The organism is Paenarthrobacter sp. NPDC057981 (assembly GCF_042886835.1).
In the GTDB taxonomy this organism is placed as follows: Bacteria; Actinomycetota; Actinomycetes; order Actinomycetales; family Micrococcaceae; genus Arthrobacter.
In genome coordinates this window covers 598,720-613,372 of the sequence record NZ_JBHVQI010000001.1, presented here as the reverse complement: position 1 = coordinate 613,372, position 14,653 = coordinate 598,720, and the positions used below count along the sequence as shown (strand labels likewise).

Annotated in this window: 11 protein-coding genes; 2 read left to right on the top strand and 9 right to left on the bottom strand. The window is 62.6% G+C overall.

All coding sequences use genetic code 11. The features are described 5' to 3' along the window. Positions 1–8 precede the first annotated feature (8 nt). The 4 genes from ACFVSI_RS02825 to coaE all read right to left on the bottom strand — a co-directional run bounded on the left by ACFVSI_RS02825 (position 9) and on the right by coaE (position 5,922). Positions 9–1,334, bottom strand: coding sequence for an MFS transporter (locus ACFVSI_RS02825; protein ID WP_387819627.1), 1,326 nt, complete (start codon positions 1,332–1,334; stop codon positions 9–11). 27 nt (positions 1,335–1,361) lie between these two features. Then, positions 1,362–2,390: a TerC family protein gene (locus tag ACFVSI_RS02820; protein ID WP_144658752.1), complete on the bottom strand. Its 1,029-nt coding sequence runs from the start codon at positions 2,388–2,390 to the stop codon at positions 1,362–1,364. 167 nt (positions 2,391–2,557) lie between these two features. Next, positions 2,558–4,657 (bottom strand): excinuclease ABC subunit UvrB, encoded by a 2,100-nt coding sequence (gene uvrB, locus ACFVSI_RS02815; protein ID WP_387819624.1) that lies wholly within the window; start codon positions 4,655–4,657, stop codon positions 2,558–2,560. Positions 4,658–4,686: 29 nt separating this feature from the next. Continuing rightward, the gene (gene coaE, locus ACFVSI_RS02810) at positions 4,687–5,922 is read right to left on the bottom strand and encodes a dephospho-CoA kinase (RefSeq protein WP_387819622.1); all 1,236 of its coding nucleotides are present in this window, start codon (positions 5,920–5,922) and stop codon (positions 4,687–4,689) included. Between the two features lie 22 nt (positions 5,923–5,944). On the opposite strand from coaE, the gene ACFVSI_RS02805 reads away from it, so the two are divergent. After that, a complete protein-coding gene (locus tag ACFVSI_RS02805) occupies positions 5,945–6,634 on the top strand; it encodes an IMPACT family protein (RefSeq protein ID WP_387819620.1) in 690 nt (229 codons plus the stop codon). Positions 6,635–6,721: 87 nt separating this feature from the next. Here ACFVSI_RS02805 and rpsA read toward each other — a convergent pair whose 3' ends face one another. The 4 genes from rpsA to polA form a co-directional block, all read right to left on the bottom strand. After that, entirely contained in the window at positions 6,722–8,197 is a 1,476-nt protein-coding gene (rpsA, locus tag ACFVSI_RS02800; protein WP_144658748.1) for a 30S ribosomal protein S1, read from the bottom strand. A 189-nt stretch (positions 8,198–8,386) separates the two neighbouring features. Continuing rightward, positions 8,387–9,337: a polysaccharide deacetylase family protein gene (locus ACFVSI_RS02795; protein ID WP_387819619.1), complete on the bottom strand. Its 951-nt coding sequence runs from the start codon at positions 9,335–9,337 to the stop codon at positions 8,387–8,389. Between the two features lie 68 nt (positions 9,338–9,405). Then, positions 9,406–10,719 carry a GNAT family N-acetyltransferase gene (locus tag ACFVSI_RS02790; protein WP_387819617.1) on the bottom strand — a complete coding sequence of 438 codons (1,314 nt, stop codon included), beginning with the start codon at positions 10,717–10,719 and terminating at the stop codon, positions 9,406–9,408. 85 nt (positions 10,720–10,804) lie between these two features. Next, a complete protein-coding gene (gene polA, locus ACFVSI_RS02785) occupies positions 10,805–13,447 on the bottom strand; it encodes a DNA polymerase I (RefSeq protein WP_387819730.1) in 2,643 nt (880 codons plus the stop codon). Between the two features lie 160 nt (positions 13,448–13,607). On the opposite strand from polA, the gene ACFVSI_RS02780 reads away from it, so the two are divergent. Then, the gene (locus ACFVSI_RS02780) at positions 13,608–14,072 is read left to right on the top strand and encodes a hotdog fold thioesterase (RefSeq protein ID WP_262274940.1); all 465 of its coding nucleotides are present in this window, start codon (positions 13,608–13,610) and stop codon (positions 14,070–14,072) included. A 26-nt stretch (positions 14,073–14,098) separates the two neighbouring features. On the opposite strand, the gene ACFVSI_RS02775 is transcribed toward ACFVSI_RS02780, so the two are convergent. Further along, on the bottom strand, positions 14,099–14,650 hold the full coding sequence (locus tag ACFVSI_RS02775; RefSeq protein WP_387819615.1) for a dihydrofolate reductase family protein: 552 nt from the start codon (positions 14,648–14,650) through the stop codon (positions 14,099–14,101). Positions 14,651–14,653: the final 3 nt, after the last annotated feature.

The following is a 14,653-nucleotide window of genomic DNA, read 5'->3' as shown; positions in this document are numbered from 1 at the left end:
AGGGTTCCTCAGTGGCTGATTACGCTGGCACGCCCCCGGAGGGCCACAACGAGTGCCAGGACCAAAACCGCCGCGACCACGACGCTGGACGCCACGTTGAGTCCCTGGTAGCCGATCCAGGCCAGAAGAAGACCGGAGGTTGCGCCGCCGAGCGCTCCCGCGGCACCCATCAAGGTGTCCGAAACTCCTTGGACGGTGACCCGGGCATCGGGACTCACGCTCTCGGCAAGCAGCGTGGAACCCGCAATGGTTGCCGCCGACCAACCCAGCCCCAGCAGGACCAACCCCGCAGTCACCAGCGCGGGTTGGTTCTGCCCCAAGCCCGCGATAAAGACTGCCAGCAAAAGCATGCCGTGGCCCATGGCAATTGTCTGAAGCCGCCCTGCCCTGTCCGTCAGCCAACCCCACAGCGGGGACAGAGCGAACATACCGGCTATGTGAAGCGAGATGGTAATCCCGATAACCACCAGCGCATCCGTGTCGTCGGTGCTTCCCCCATGGTGGCCGGCGTGTGATCCTGCCACCAGCTGCTGAAGGTGAAGTGGCGTCATGGACATGACGGCCACCATCACTCCATGGGCGGCGACTACCGCCACGAGCGACAACACAGCCTGCCGGGACGCACGAACCGCGCGCAAACCGGACGCCACCGTTCCCCTTGGAGTGGGACCACCGGAGTCATCGCCGTTTGCAGCTGTCGCCAGCCTTCGGGCAAGCAACAAAGGGTCCGGCCTCAAACCCAGGAACAGGAGGACCGAGGCCAACAGCAGGCCGGCAGCCGAAAAGACGAAGGGACCGGCGATGGGAGGCAGGCCCAGGGCCTGCCCCACAACAGCGCCGGGCTGAATGAGGTTTGGCCCGGCAACGGCTCCGATGGTTATTGCCCAGACCACCGTGGACAACGACCTGCCCCGACGTTCCGGCTCTGCGAGGTCCACGGCAGCAAAGCGTGCCTGGAGGTTCGCCGCCGTGCCCAGACCCAGTAACGCGGCACCCAGGACCAGGATGGGGAAGGACCTGGTCATCACGGCGACGATGAAGAGCAGAGCTCCCATCATTGCCGCGACCAGTCCAGTGACCAGACCCACCCGTCGCCCGCGGGCCTCCGCCAGCCGCGCCAAGGGAAGGGCAGCGACCGCTGCCGCCAGGGTCAGCATCGTCGTGATGGAACCTGCCCACGCTTCAGATCCGGAGAGGTCGACGGCGAGCAAAGAGCCGATGGACAGGGTGGCGCCGTTCCCGACACCGCTGAGCAATTGGGACGCACTGAGCAGGAAAACAGTACGGCGCTGGACCCGGTGTGGGTCCAGCGCCGTAGTTGAGGAGGTAGTCACGTGATGAGACTACAACTTCCGCTGAACTTACTCTGCTTCGCTCATGCTCTTTCGTGCGTCTTCTTCCAGCCGGGCGTCCAGCTTGGCCTGGCGGGCCGCCGGGCTGAGCAGGCTTGCGACGACTGCCACGACGATCGTTCCGACGATGACCGCGAGCGACACATAGGTGGGAATCTCCGGCGCCCATTCGATGTGGTGTCCGCCGTTGATGAAGGGAAGTTCGTTGACGTGCATGGCGTGCAGGACCAGCTTGACGCCGATGAACGCCAGGATCACCGACAACGCGTGCTTCAGGTACACAAGACGGGTCATGAGACCGCCGAGCAGGAAGTACAGCTGACGGAGGCCCATCAGGGCGAAGATGTTGGCCGTAAAGACGATGAAGGCGCTCTGCGTGAGGCCGAAGATCGCGGGGATCGAATCGACGGCGAACAGGAGGTCGGTCAGGCCGATGGTCACGAAGACGATCAGCATGGGGGTGAAGACCTTCTTGCCGTCAACAGTGGTCCGCAACTTGCCGCCGTCGAACTTTTCGGACATCGGAAGAACCTTGCGGAGGCGTCCGATCAAGGGGTTTTCGGCACCCTCTTCTTCATCCTCGCCGGAGTCCTTGGCCTGCTTCCAGGCGGTCCACAACAGGAAGGCACCGAAGATGTAGAACACCCAGCTGAACTGCTCGATGACCACGGCACCGAGGGCGATGAAAATGCCGCGGAGAACCAACGCGATGATGATGCCCACCATCAGCACTTCCTGCTGGTACTTACGGGGCACAGCGAAGCGGGCCATGATGATGATGAAGACAAACAGGTTGTCGATGCTGAGACTGTACTCAGTGACCCAGCCCGCAATGAACTGGCTGCCGTACTCGGGACCCGTGAAGTAGAACATGGCTCCGGCGAACACCATGGCCAGGGCCACGTAGAAGGCGACCCAGAGGCCGGCTTCCTTCATTGAGGGTTCGTGAGGGCGCTTGACCACCAAAAGCAGGTCGATCAGCAGGATAATTCCGAGGACGACGAACGAGCCGACCTCGAACCAGACAGGGAGCTCCATTAAAGGGCCTTTCGCAGGGTACGGGAAAACGGTGTAAGTCTCTCCGGCCACCGCGGAGCGTTTGATGCTCTGACATGGTGACCCGCTAGGCCCGGCGAGGCAACCATGCCTTGCGTGCTGACGAACCTAGCGCTTGGGATACTCCCCTACGTGGCTTAAACCATACCCTAGGCGTGGCCAGCGGTTTGCATCTGGCGTAATTCGCGCTTCAACTCCTTGACTTCGTCACGGATCCTTGCAGCTACTTCGAATTGCAATTCGGCAGCGGCACCATGCATTTGTTCCGTGAGCTGTTCGATAAGGCCCACCAGGTCCTCGGCAGGAGCAGCGGCGAGGCCGTCCTGACGGACAGTGGCGGCACCCTTGGCAGCGGACTTGCCACGTTTGCCGCCCTTGGCCAGTCTGTTGTTGTTGAGCAGCTCCTGGGTATCAGCGTCTTCCTTGGCCAATTGGTCGGTAATGTCGGCGATCTTCTTGCGCAGCGGCTGGGGGTCGATGCCGTGTTCCGTGTTGTATTTGACCTGGATGGCACGGCGACGGTTCGTCTCATCAATGGCGTGCGCCATCGAGTCGGTGATTTTGTCAGCGTACATATGGACCTGGCCTGAAACGTTACGGGCGGCACGGCCGATGGTCTGGATCAGGGAGGTGGAGGAACGCAGAAAGCCTTCCTTGTCGGCGTCGAGGATGCTCACCAAGGAGACTTCGGGCAGGTCCAAGCCTTCCCTCAACAGGTTGATGCCCACGAGGACATCAAAGACGCCCATCCGGAGCTCACGGAGCAGCTCCACGCGCCTCAACGTGTCGACGTCGGAGTGCAGGTACTCAACCTTGATGCCATGGCCCACCAGGTAATCGGTGAGGTCTTCCGCCATCCGCTTGGTCAGTGTGGTCACGAGGACACGCTCGTTCTTCTCCGTACGGATCCGGATCTCGCCGAGAAGATCGTCGATCTGGCCCTTGGTGGGTTTGACCACGACCTCCGGGTCGATAAGTCCGGTGGGACGGATGATCTGCTGGACGTAGCCATCGGCCTTGCCGAGCTCGTACTTGCCGGGCGTCGCCGAAAGGTAGACCGTCTGGCCGATGCGCTCCAGGAATTCATCCCATTTCAGCGGACGGTTGTCCATGGCCGAAGGCAGGCGGAAACCGAAGTCCACAAGGTTGCGCTTGCGGGACATGTCGCCTTCATACATTGCACCGATCTGGGGAATGGTGACATGCGATTCGTCGACCACCAGCAGGAAGTCATCGGGGAAGTAATCGAGGAGGCAGTGCGGTGCCGTGCCGGGATCGCGGCCGTCAATGTGCACCGAGTAGTTTTCAATGCCGTTGCAGAAGCCCATCTGCTGCATCATTTCGAGGTCATAGGTGGTTCGCATCCGCAGGCGCTGTGCTTCCACCAGCTTGTTCTGGGCTTCAAGGACCTTCAAGCGGTCGGCGAGTTCGTCTTCGATCCGCTTGATGGCCCGGGCCATCCGCTCTGGACCCGCGACATAGTGCGACGCTGGGAACACGTACATCTCTTCCTCGTCCCGGATGACCTCGCCGGTCAGGGGGTGGAGTGTTTGGATGTTCTCGATCTCATCGCCGAAGAATTCGATCCTGATGGCAAGTTCTTCGTACATGGGAATGATCTCCACGGTGTCGCCACGAACCCGGAACGTTCCCCGGTGAAAGTCCATATCATTGCGGGCGTACTGCATGGAGACGAACTTCCTCAGGAGATGGTCGCGGTTCATCTCCGCCCCCTTGCGCAGCGTCACCATGCCCGCAATGTACTCCTCGGGCGTACCCAGACCGTAGATGCACGACACCGTGGCCACCACGATGACATCCCGTCGGGTCAACAAGGCGTTGGTTGCGGAGTGGCGCAAGCGTTCGACTTCCTCGTTGATGGAGGAGTCCTTTTCGATGAACGTGTCAGTCTGCGCTACGTAGGCTTCCGGTTGGTAGTAGTCGTAGTACGACACGAAGTACTCAACCGCATTGTTTGGCAGCAGCTCCCGGAATTCGTTGGCCAGCTGCGCGGCAAGGGTCTTGTTCTGGACCATCACCAGCGTTGGCCGCTGAACCTGCTCTATGAGCCAGGCCGTGGTGGCGCTCTTACCCGTTCCGGTGGCGCCCAGGAGGACTACGTCCTTCTCACCGTTCTTGATGCGTTCGGTCAGCTCTGCGATGGCGGTTGGCTGATCACCGGCAGGCTTGTAGTCACTGACAACTTCAAAGGGCGCGACGACACGGTTGATTTCCTGGGCAAGGCTCATGCATCAAATCTACCCCCGCCCCAGGACAGCTACTGTCCGCGTTTGCGCACAGCGGAAGATGAGTACGACGGCGGTGTCCAGCCGGTGCGCGCGGCCCACTCTTCCATGGCGGGCCAGGCCACATTGGTAAACCACGGTTCCTTGGCCCCGGCGTACGCAGCCGTTCCGTTGTCGCCGGAATGGGCGGCCGCCAACTGGCTTTTGAGGGCTTCGTACTGCGCCATGGCTGAAGGATCCCCGCGCAACCAATCGCGGAACAGCAACGCGTACTGCCAACCGGCTGACCCGACCGCACGGACATGCAGATTAACGGGCCTGCCTGGATCAGCATTGGCATGGAACCGCTTCTGCCACGACGCCGGATCAGGGTCCGAGGGCTTGGGAGTGTCCTCCCTGACCCCGGGAACCTCCGGAAAGCCGGCCGTAGCCAGCAAGGGCGTGATCCTGTCCGCGGTTGCCAGGTCCGGCACAGCCAGCTGGAGGTCCAGGACGTCCTTGGCCGGCAAGCCCGGCACGGAGGTCGAGCCGATGTGGTCGACGGCCAAAGCTTCGGGAACGGCAGCCGAGATGCGCTCCGCCAGACGCTGGGCTTGCGCTGCCCAGTCCCCCGCCGGCTTCACCATCACCGGACCAGCGGTCCGGGGTGCCCTGACACCGCGCTTGATGTTGTCCGCAAAAGGCGCCAATCGTTGCTCCCAAAGTGCATCGACCGAAGCCAGCAGCTGGTCAGGGCTTCCTGCATTGTCAAGAATGACGTCCGCGGCGGCGTTCCGTTCTGCCCGACCAGCCTGTGCCGCCATGCGGGAACGGGCGTCTTCGGGGTCCATTCCCCGGAACTCCACCATGCGCTGGACGCGCACGTCTTCGGGCGCGTCAACTACAACCACCAAGTGGAAGTTGCGGCCCTGCCCGGTCTCCACCAGGAGCGGGATGTCCTGCACCACGATGTCGCCGGTGCAGGCGCTGTCCATGATGGCTGCTGCCGCCCTGCGGACCAGCGGATGGACGATGCCGTTCAGGACCTCGCGTTGCGCCGGATCTCGAAACACGATGGAGCCCAGCCTGGGCCGGTCCAGCCGGCCATCCGGGTCCAGGATGTCGGTGCCAAATGCTTCGACGAGCTGCTCCAAGCCTGGCGTCCCGGGTTCCACCACCTGCCGGGCAAGGACATCAGCGTCTATGAGGACGGCCCCCAGCTCCTGCAGCCTTGAGGACACCAACGATTTCCCTGAGGCGATGCCGCCCGTCAGTCCGATTTTCAGCACCCCTCAACACTAGACTGAAGCGGTGGAAATTGAGGACGAAAGCCGGGCTACCAGATACACCACACTCGCCTCAGGACCCGATTTCCGGCATGAACTCGAGATACGTCGATCACGTTTCATCACTGTCATGCGCCGGTCGGGCGATGAGCACACCGCGCGGGATCTCGTGGCGGGGCTACGACGGGAGTTCCATGACGCGCGGCATCACTGCTCTGCGTTCGTGATCGGCCCGGATCGGATGATCCAACGATCCAGCGACGACGGTGAACCGTCAGGCACTGCGGGCATACCGATGCTTGAAGCACTCATCAAGCGGGAGTCATCGCCAGGGGTGACGGACCTCAGCGACGTCGCCGTCGTCGTCGTCCGCTATTTCGGCGGCATTCTCCTGGGTGCCGGTGGCCTGGTCCGTGCCTACTCTGAATCGGTCTCAGCGGCGCTGGACCTCGCTCCCCTGGTTCAGCGCCGGCGGCTGCGTTTGTGCGCCATTGAGGTTTCCCACGCGGATGCAGGCCGTCTGGACAACGAACTCCGCAATGCTGGCTACGTCATGGCAGAAACGCGGTACGAGGCCCGGCACGCCGTCCTCCGGATAGCGGTTGCAGATGAACCGCAGGTTATCGCGGAGGCCCACGCGCGGGTGGCGGCACTGACGGCGGGGAGCTCGCTCCTCAGACCTGAAGCCACCGAATGGATTGATGTTCCTGCCTGAAGAGTAGCGGTTAAAGCACAAAGGACCCCTGCCCGAAGGCAGGGATCCTTTGTTGGCTATTCAGCACATCCCGTGAGGGAGGCGGAATTAGTTGCCGGTCAGCTTCTCGCGCAGTGCGGCGAGGGCTTCGTCGGATGCCAGGGTGCCGGCGTTCGACTCAGCTGCAGCCGGCTCCGAGGAGTAGCTGGTAGCGCCGGAATCGCTCTCACCGGACGTTGCAGCTGCAGCGTCGTCGGCAGCGTGCTGGGCAACCTGCTTCTTGTGGGCTTCCCAGCGGGTCTGGGCGTCAGCGTACTGCTGCTCCCAAGCGGCACGCTGTGCTTCGTAGCCTTCGAGCCATTCGTTCGACTCGGGGTCGAAGCCCTCGGGGTACTTGTAGTTGCCCTCTTCGTCGTACTCAGCGGCCATGCCGTACAGAGCGGGATCGAACTCGGTGCTGTCTGCGTCAACGCCCTCGTTGGCCTGCTTGAGGGAGAGGGAGATGCGGCGACGCTCGAGGTCGATGTCGATGACCTTGACGAACAGTTCGTCGCCAACGGAGACAACCTGCTCGGCGAGTTCAACGTGGCGAACAGCCAGCTCGGAGATGTGAACGAGGCCTTCGATGCCGTCTTCGACGCGAACGAACGCACCGAACGGAACCAGCTTGGTGACCTTACCCGGAACAACCTGGCCGAGGGCGTGGGTGCGGGCGAAGGTCTGCCACGGGTCTTCCTGCGTAGCCTTGAGCGACAGGGAGACACGCTCGCGGTCCAGATCCACTTCGAGGACCTCGACGGTGACTTCCTGGCCAACCTCGACAACCTCGGACGGGTGGTCGATGTGCTTCCAGGAGAGCTCGGAAACGTGGACGAGGCCGTCTACGCCGCCAAGGTCCACGAATGCACCGAAGTTGACGATGGAGGAAACAACGCCGGGGCGGACCTGGCCCTTTTCCAGCTTGTTGAGGAACGTGGAACGGACCTCGGACTGGGTCTGCTCGAGCCATGCACGGCGGGACAGAACAACGTTGTTGCGGTTCTTGTCGAGCTCGATGATCTTGGCTTCGATCTGCTGACCGATGTACGGAGCCAGGTCGCGGACGCGACGCATCTCGACGAGGGATGCGGGCAGGAAGCCGCGCAGGCCGATGTCCAGGATGAGGCCACCCTTGACAACCTCGATGACGGTACCGGTAACGACGCCGTCTTCTTCCTTGACCTTCTCGATGTCGCCCCAGGCACGCTCGTACTGAGCACGCTTCTTGGAGAGGATCAGACGGCCTTCTTTGTCTTCCTTGGTGAGAACCAGGGCTTCGACCTGGTCGCCAACAGCAACAACTTCGCCGGGGTCGACGTCGTGCTTGATGGAAAGCTCACGGGAAGGGATGACACCTTCGGTCTTGTAACCGATGTCGAGCAGAACTTCGTCGCGGTCGACCTTAACGACGGTACCTTCGACGAGGTCTCCGTCGTTGAAGTACTTGATGGTGGCGTCGACAGCTGCGAGGAAGTCCTCAGCGGTACCGATGTCGTTAATCGCGACTACGGGGGTACCGGGCTTCTCGGTGGAGGTGATGGTCATGTAGTAGGGGCTCCGTTGTGGATAGTTAGTCGGTCAGGCAAACCGCTGCCGTCCGGGTCCGGGCGGCAGACACGGCACATCGCCGGGTCGTCCTGATTTGTGGATTAGTACAAAATGGATGCATGCACGTAGTACACGCCCGTTTATTCTAGTCGCAAGGGCAAAGCAGGGTCAAAAGCAGTGATATGGCTACAGCACGTCCCCCAGGCGAGCAAAGGAAATACCCTTGTCCAGCAGCCGTGGGAGGATGCGCGCGTAGCCTTCCGCAGTCGCACCCGCCGGCCTGTTGAAGTGTGAAATGACGATGTCCCCGGGGCGGACCCGGCCCACCTCGGTGGCGACGGTGGCCGCCGGAAACGTTGCTCCGCCGTCGCCATTGATCGTGAAATTCACCGGCAACATTCCGAGCCTGCGTGTCATGGCCGCCGTGACGTCGTCGTAAAACGCAGTCCCGGGGCGGAAGAACCGTGGCGTCTTCCCGAAAGTGTCGTACATGGATTGCTGGTTGCCGGCGAGTTCGTCATACGCCGCCGAAACATTGGCTGTTCCGACGATGCCGTAAGCGGACCTCCCGTTCACGGATAACGGCAGGTGCGAGGTGCCGTGGTTGGCAAGTTCGAACAACGGATCCGCCGCCAACTCGGCGGAGAGTGCTTGATTGGTGCGGATCCAGCGGCTGTTGACGAAGAGGGTCGCGGGAACATTGAGCCGACGCAGGGTCCGCAGCAGTTCGTGATCGCAGTCCGAACCACCCGGGCCGCCGCAGGCATCGAACGTCAGCGCGGCCTGCTTGGAAGGAGCGTCGTTGACGACGCCTGTGACATGGAGCCCCCATTCCTGGGGTTTCCTGCCCGCGAACTCCGCCACGACTGTCCCTTTGTTGGGCAGGACCAGCGGCCTTGGCGTCGGCTGTGCCCGTGCGGCAGCGACCTGCTCGCTGGACTTGGCGGCAATGGAGGGTGGCGGCGTGGCAGGTCCTGAAGGCCGCCGGTGGTCAGCTGCCACATCTTGTTCCGGAGCGGGTGGGACGGTTCCGGTTCCCCCGTCGGCGCATCCCGCCAGAACAGCAGTCGCCAAGCCTGCCATTCCAAGCAGCACCGATCGCCGGCCGGCCAAAGCCCGCCGCTTGGAATCCCCCATGGATGTCCTTACTGACGTTGTTGCCATGTGACTTTGATGTGAAGCAGCACCGACTCCAGGTGCCGCCGTTAGAAGTGTGTCAGACAGTGGGCCGGGCGTTCCACTGTGAACAATTGCTGCGCCCGGAAGGCAGAGCCTGGTGTGTGCTCGCGGATACGGCCGGCGGCGGCGAGCGTCACCGGCGAGACCGCGCCCAGGTAGATGGAAGCGAGGTCGGCTACGTCCAGGCTGAGGTCGGGCGCAGTTCCGGTGGCGTCATTGACGACGGCGGCAGCACCGCCGTCGGACTCCAGAACCCAGGTGCCCTCCGCCAAGCCCAGGGAGTCCGTAACCTGCATTACCAAGCGGTCGGAGACGGGAAAGCTTCTGGCTTCCAACGCTGCCTTGGCATCGAGGATCCTGAGCCACAGCATGTCACGGACGTCAGAGGACTCGATGCACCGGGGATCGTCAAGCGCCCACGCCAAAGGATCGTCCACGGGAGCTTCGATCCAGGTCACCTGCTCGATGAGGTCGATGCTTCCCAGGAAACGCCAGAGGTCGAGGTACGCCGCATTGCTTGCCGCCACGAGATCCACTATTTCCATGGTGTACGGCTTGTGGTCCCAGCCCTTGAACCGGTACGAGACATAGCCATCCAAGGTCCCGGAGGCGTCGTAGTGCAACGCTGAACGAACGGAGAGGTCGGGCTTGCCGTCATGGCCAATCGATCCCGCGGCAAGCAGCCGGTAATACTCCTGCCGGTCCACGGAACCCGGCGAAAGGTGGTGAACCCTGGCAAAGACCTGCGGTGCTACGTCCAGGAGGACTGAGGGGTCCGCTACTTCGACTGTTCCAGAAGACCGGCCTTTGAGCCGGAAGCGCGGGCCTGTGTCCACCGTGATGCTGCGTTCAAAGGTGGCGACACCGAACCCGAAGCGCCCATAGATGGAACCTTCGGAAGCAGTCAGTGCCGCCATGGCAAGGCCGTCATCCTTGGCGCCTTCCAGGTCCGCGGTGATCATTCCCCGCAGGATTCCGTTGCGTCGGTGGGTGCCGCGGACCGTCACGGCGGTAATCAGGTTGGACTCCAGCGTGCGCCCAAAGCCAATGTTCAGCGTCTTGCGCATAGTGGCGTACGTTGCCACAGGAACGTCGGCAGCGAGCGAATGCTCAGGCACCTGACCTGTGAGGTAGACGCCGGTCAGCTCACGCTTGTCTGTTTGGTAAGCCGCCAAGGTCTTGGCGAGGTAGTCGTCGTCCCGCCGCTGCTGGTGGAACCCGTGGGACACTGCCTGCACCCAGCGGGTTGAACGGCTGTACGCCGCATCATTGCGATCAGCAACAACGGGGAATCTCTGGACGGAATATTTTGCGGTGTTGTCTTCCTTGGGATCAGCCACGCCTTCGAGCCTAGCCAGACACCTGGGGGCGCGCTACCATCACGGCGGCGCGCCCCCAAGCGATCAAGGAATTGCTTGACGGAGATTAGTGCCCGGCCTCGTACCAGCTGGAACCGACGCCGATCTGGACATCGAGGGGAACCGACAGGTCCGCTGCCGAACCCATCTGCTCGATGACCAGTTTCTCCACGGCCTCCCGCTCCCCGGGAGCCACTTCGAGCACGAGTTCGTCATGGACCTGCAGCAGCATGCGTGACTTGAGTCCCTGGCTGGCGAGCTCAGCCGACACGCCCAGCATGGCGCGCTTGATGATGTCTGCAGCGGAGCCCTGGATGGGTGAGTTCAGGGCGATACGTTCGGCTGCTTCGCGGGCCTGGCGGTTGGTGCTGGTCAGGTCCGGGAGGTAGCGCCGGCGGCCTTCGATGGTGGCGGTGTAGCCATCGATCCGCGCCTGGTCCCTGACGCCGTCCAGGTATGCGCGAACGGCTCCGAAACGGTCGTAGTAGTCCTTCATGAGGGTCCTGGCCTCATCCACGGAGATTTCCAGCTGCTTGGAAAGCCCAAAGGACGTGAGGCCATAGGCCAAACCATATGACATCGCCTTCACTTTGGAGCGCATGGCGCTGGTGACTTCCGCAGGCTCGACGTTGAAGATCCGCGATCCCACGAAGCGGTGCAGGTCTTCCCCATCCCGGTAAGCCTGGATCAACGCTTGATCGCCGGACAGGTGCGCCATGATGCGCATTTCGATCTGGGAATAGTCAGCGGACAACAAGCACTCATAGCCCTCACTGACCATGAAGATACTGCGGACGCGTCGACCTTCTTCACTGCGAACGGGGATGTTTTGCAGGTTGGGGTTGTTCGAGGAGATGCGGCCCGTGGCGGCGATGTTCTGCGCGTAGGTGGTGTGGATCCGTCCGTCGTCGGCGACCGACTTTTTCAGGGTCTCCACCATTTGTGCCAGCTTGGAAGACTCCCGGTGTGCCATGAGCTGGACGAGGAATTCGTGACCGGTCTTTTCCAGCAGCGCCTTGAGTGAGGCGGCGTCAGTGGTGTAGCCGGACTTGATCTTCTTGGTCTTGGGCAGTCCCAGTTCCTCGAACAGGACAGTCTGCAGCTGCTTGGGCGAGCCCAGATTCACTTCATGGCCGATCGCCGCGAAGGCCTGCTCCTGGGCGCTTTCGATCACCTTCGTCAGATCAGCCAGTTGCTCATCCATGCGCTCCTGGGAAACGAAGATGCCTGTCAGTTCCATCTGCGCGAGGACGCGCGCCACCGGAAGCTCCAGGGTGGTCAGGAGGGCGTCGGCGTTGCGGTCCGCCAGCTCCTTTTCGAAGTGCTTGCTGAGGGCCTGCACGACGGCGGCATGCTGCACCAGCGCTGCGGCGGCGGCTTGGTCCGTTTCGCCGGACAGGTCCAGTTCCAGTTGTCCGGACTGGGCGACGGCGGGGCCGAGGGTGATCTTGAGGTGAACCTGTGCGAGTTCTGCGAGATCGTAACTGCGGCGGTCCGGCTGGATCAGGTAGCCGGAGACCGACGTGTCATCCACAACGCCTTCGAGGCCCAGGCCGCGGTTGTGCAGCGCCTTGAGCGCCGATTTGAACTCGTGCAGGACCTTGGCTTCTTCGGGGTCGCGCAGCCAGCGGGCCAGCACGTCCTCAGCCGCGGCATCCAGGCCGGTCAGCTCAATGTAGGCCGCACCGTTGGTGCGGACGACTGCCAGGGCACTGGCGTCATCGCCGATGCGGCCCGGGACAAGCTGGACGGCAAGGGCGGACCGCACCCCGGAACCGGCAGCGAAAAACGCCTCCAGTTCCTGGGCACCCGTGAGGGTGGCGAACTCCGGGGCATCGATGGTGTCCGGCGCAGCCCCGGCAGTGTCATCGCCGTAAAGGTCGAACAGCCTTGTGCGAAGGGTCCGGAATTCAAGCTCCTCAAAGAGTTCCTCGATGGCCTGGCGATCGGGGCGCGGCTCATGGAGGTCTTCCAGGGTTATCGGAAGTTCCAGGTCGGTGAGCAACTGGTTCAGCCTCCGGTTGCGCTTGACGTTTTCCAGGTTCTCCTTGAGCGCCCCGCCAACCTTGCCCCCGATGGAATCAAGGTTTTCCAGGATCCCTTCGAGGCCGCCGTAGAGGTTGATCCATTTGGCAGCTGTCTTGGGTCCGACGCCGGGCACGCCGGGCAGGTTGTCGGCGGACTCTCCCACGAGCGCGGCGAGGTCCGAGTACAGGCCAGGCTTGACGAAGTACTTTTCCTCAATGGCTGCTGCGTCCATCTTGGGGATGTTGCTCACGCCTTGCTTAGGGTAAAGCACAAATACGTTGTCGTTGATCAGCTGGAAGGCATCCCGGTCGCCGGAGACCAGAAGGACCTCGAAACCGGCAGCGTCCGCCTGCGAAGCCAACGTCGCCAGGACGTCGTCAGCCTCGTACCCGGGCATGGCGATGGTCTTGATGCCCCAGGCCTCCATCACCCGGGCGATGAGGCCGATCTGGCCGGCGAACTCCGCGGGCGTGGCATTGCGGCCGCCCTTGTATTCGCTGTACTCCGCCTTCCGGAAGGTCGTGTCGTCCGAGACGTCGAAAGCGACGGCGACGTGGGTCGGCTTCTGGTCTTTGATCAGGTTGATCAGCATCGACGTAAAACCATGCACGGCGTTGGTGTGCTGGCCACGGGCCGTGGAGAAGTTCTCGGCAGGAAGGGCGTAGAAGGCCCGGAAAGCCATGGAGTGGCCGTCCAGGACCAGCAACCTGGGCCGGCCCTCCCCCGTGACGCTGCTGGAGGTCGTGGCAGTGGGGGCGGGTGCTGTAGCAATGGCAGCAGCCTGGGCCGTTGGAATCTGGTCCGGTTTGGTTGTTTCACTCACAGGTGCCAGCCTAGTTGGCATGATGGACAATTTCACGCCGAACAGCTTTGTGGACCAACTCAACGAGGCCGGAGTACCGGAAGAGTTCCACGATTGGCTTTCCGCGCACGGAGTGGGGACGCTCGTGGTGAAAATGGGAATCCGTTTCACCGAAATGAGCGCAGAACGCATGGTGGCTACCATGCCGGTCGAGGGAAACACGCAGGTGGCGGGCATACTCCACGGCGGGGCCCACGTTGTGCTGGCCGAAACCCTGGGGTCTTTCGCAGCATCGTTGCACGCGGGAAGGGGACGCCACGCTGTGGGCATTGAGGTGGGTGCCACACATCACCGCTCCATAGCCACGGGCATCGTGACAGGCACCTGCACGGCAATCCACCTGGGCGGCACCCTGGCCACCCATGAGATTGTGATCACTGACGAGAAGGGCCGCAGGCTTTCAACCGCCCGCATCACCAACATGATCAGGGACAACCGCCACTGAAGTACGGCCCCGGCCGGACCCGGCGGTCAGCGCGGACGCCGCGGCAGCCTGTAATGCAACTCTGCCGCGGCCCCGCCCAGAATCCTGGACGAGACCAACTCAAGCGGCGCCGTCGGGCCCTTGAGCGGCAGGAGCGGCTTCCCCGCGCCCAAAACGACCGGCACGACGGTGACGATGATGTCATCGAGCAGGCCGGCATCGGCGAACTGCGCCACGAGGTCCCCGCCACCGAGCAACCAGACATTCTTGGCACCGGCGTCCTTCAGCAGGTCCGGGGCGAACTCCGTGACATCGCCCCGGACGAAGGTGATGTCCGCGCCAGCGGGTGCGGAGTACTCGTGATGCGTAAAGACCCAGCATGGGATGTCAGGGTAGGGCCACGTGTCCGGTTGGTGGTCCATGAGCCACCTGTAGGTGTCCCCGCCCATGGCGATGCAGCCTACGCCGGCCATGAACGACTCGATGCCCTCATTCACGCCGTCAACGCTTTCGAACTGCAGGAGCCAGCCGAGGTCGTCATCCGGTGATGCGATGAAACCGTCGATGGTGGAAGCAACGTAGTACTGGAAGGTCGACATGGC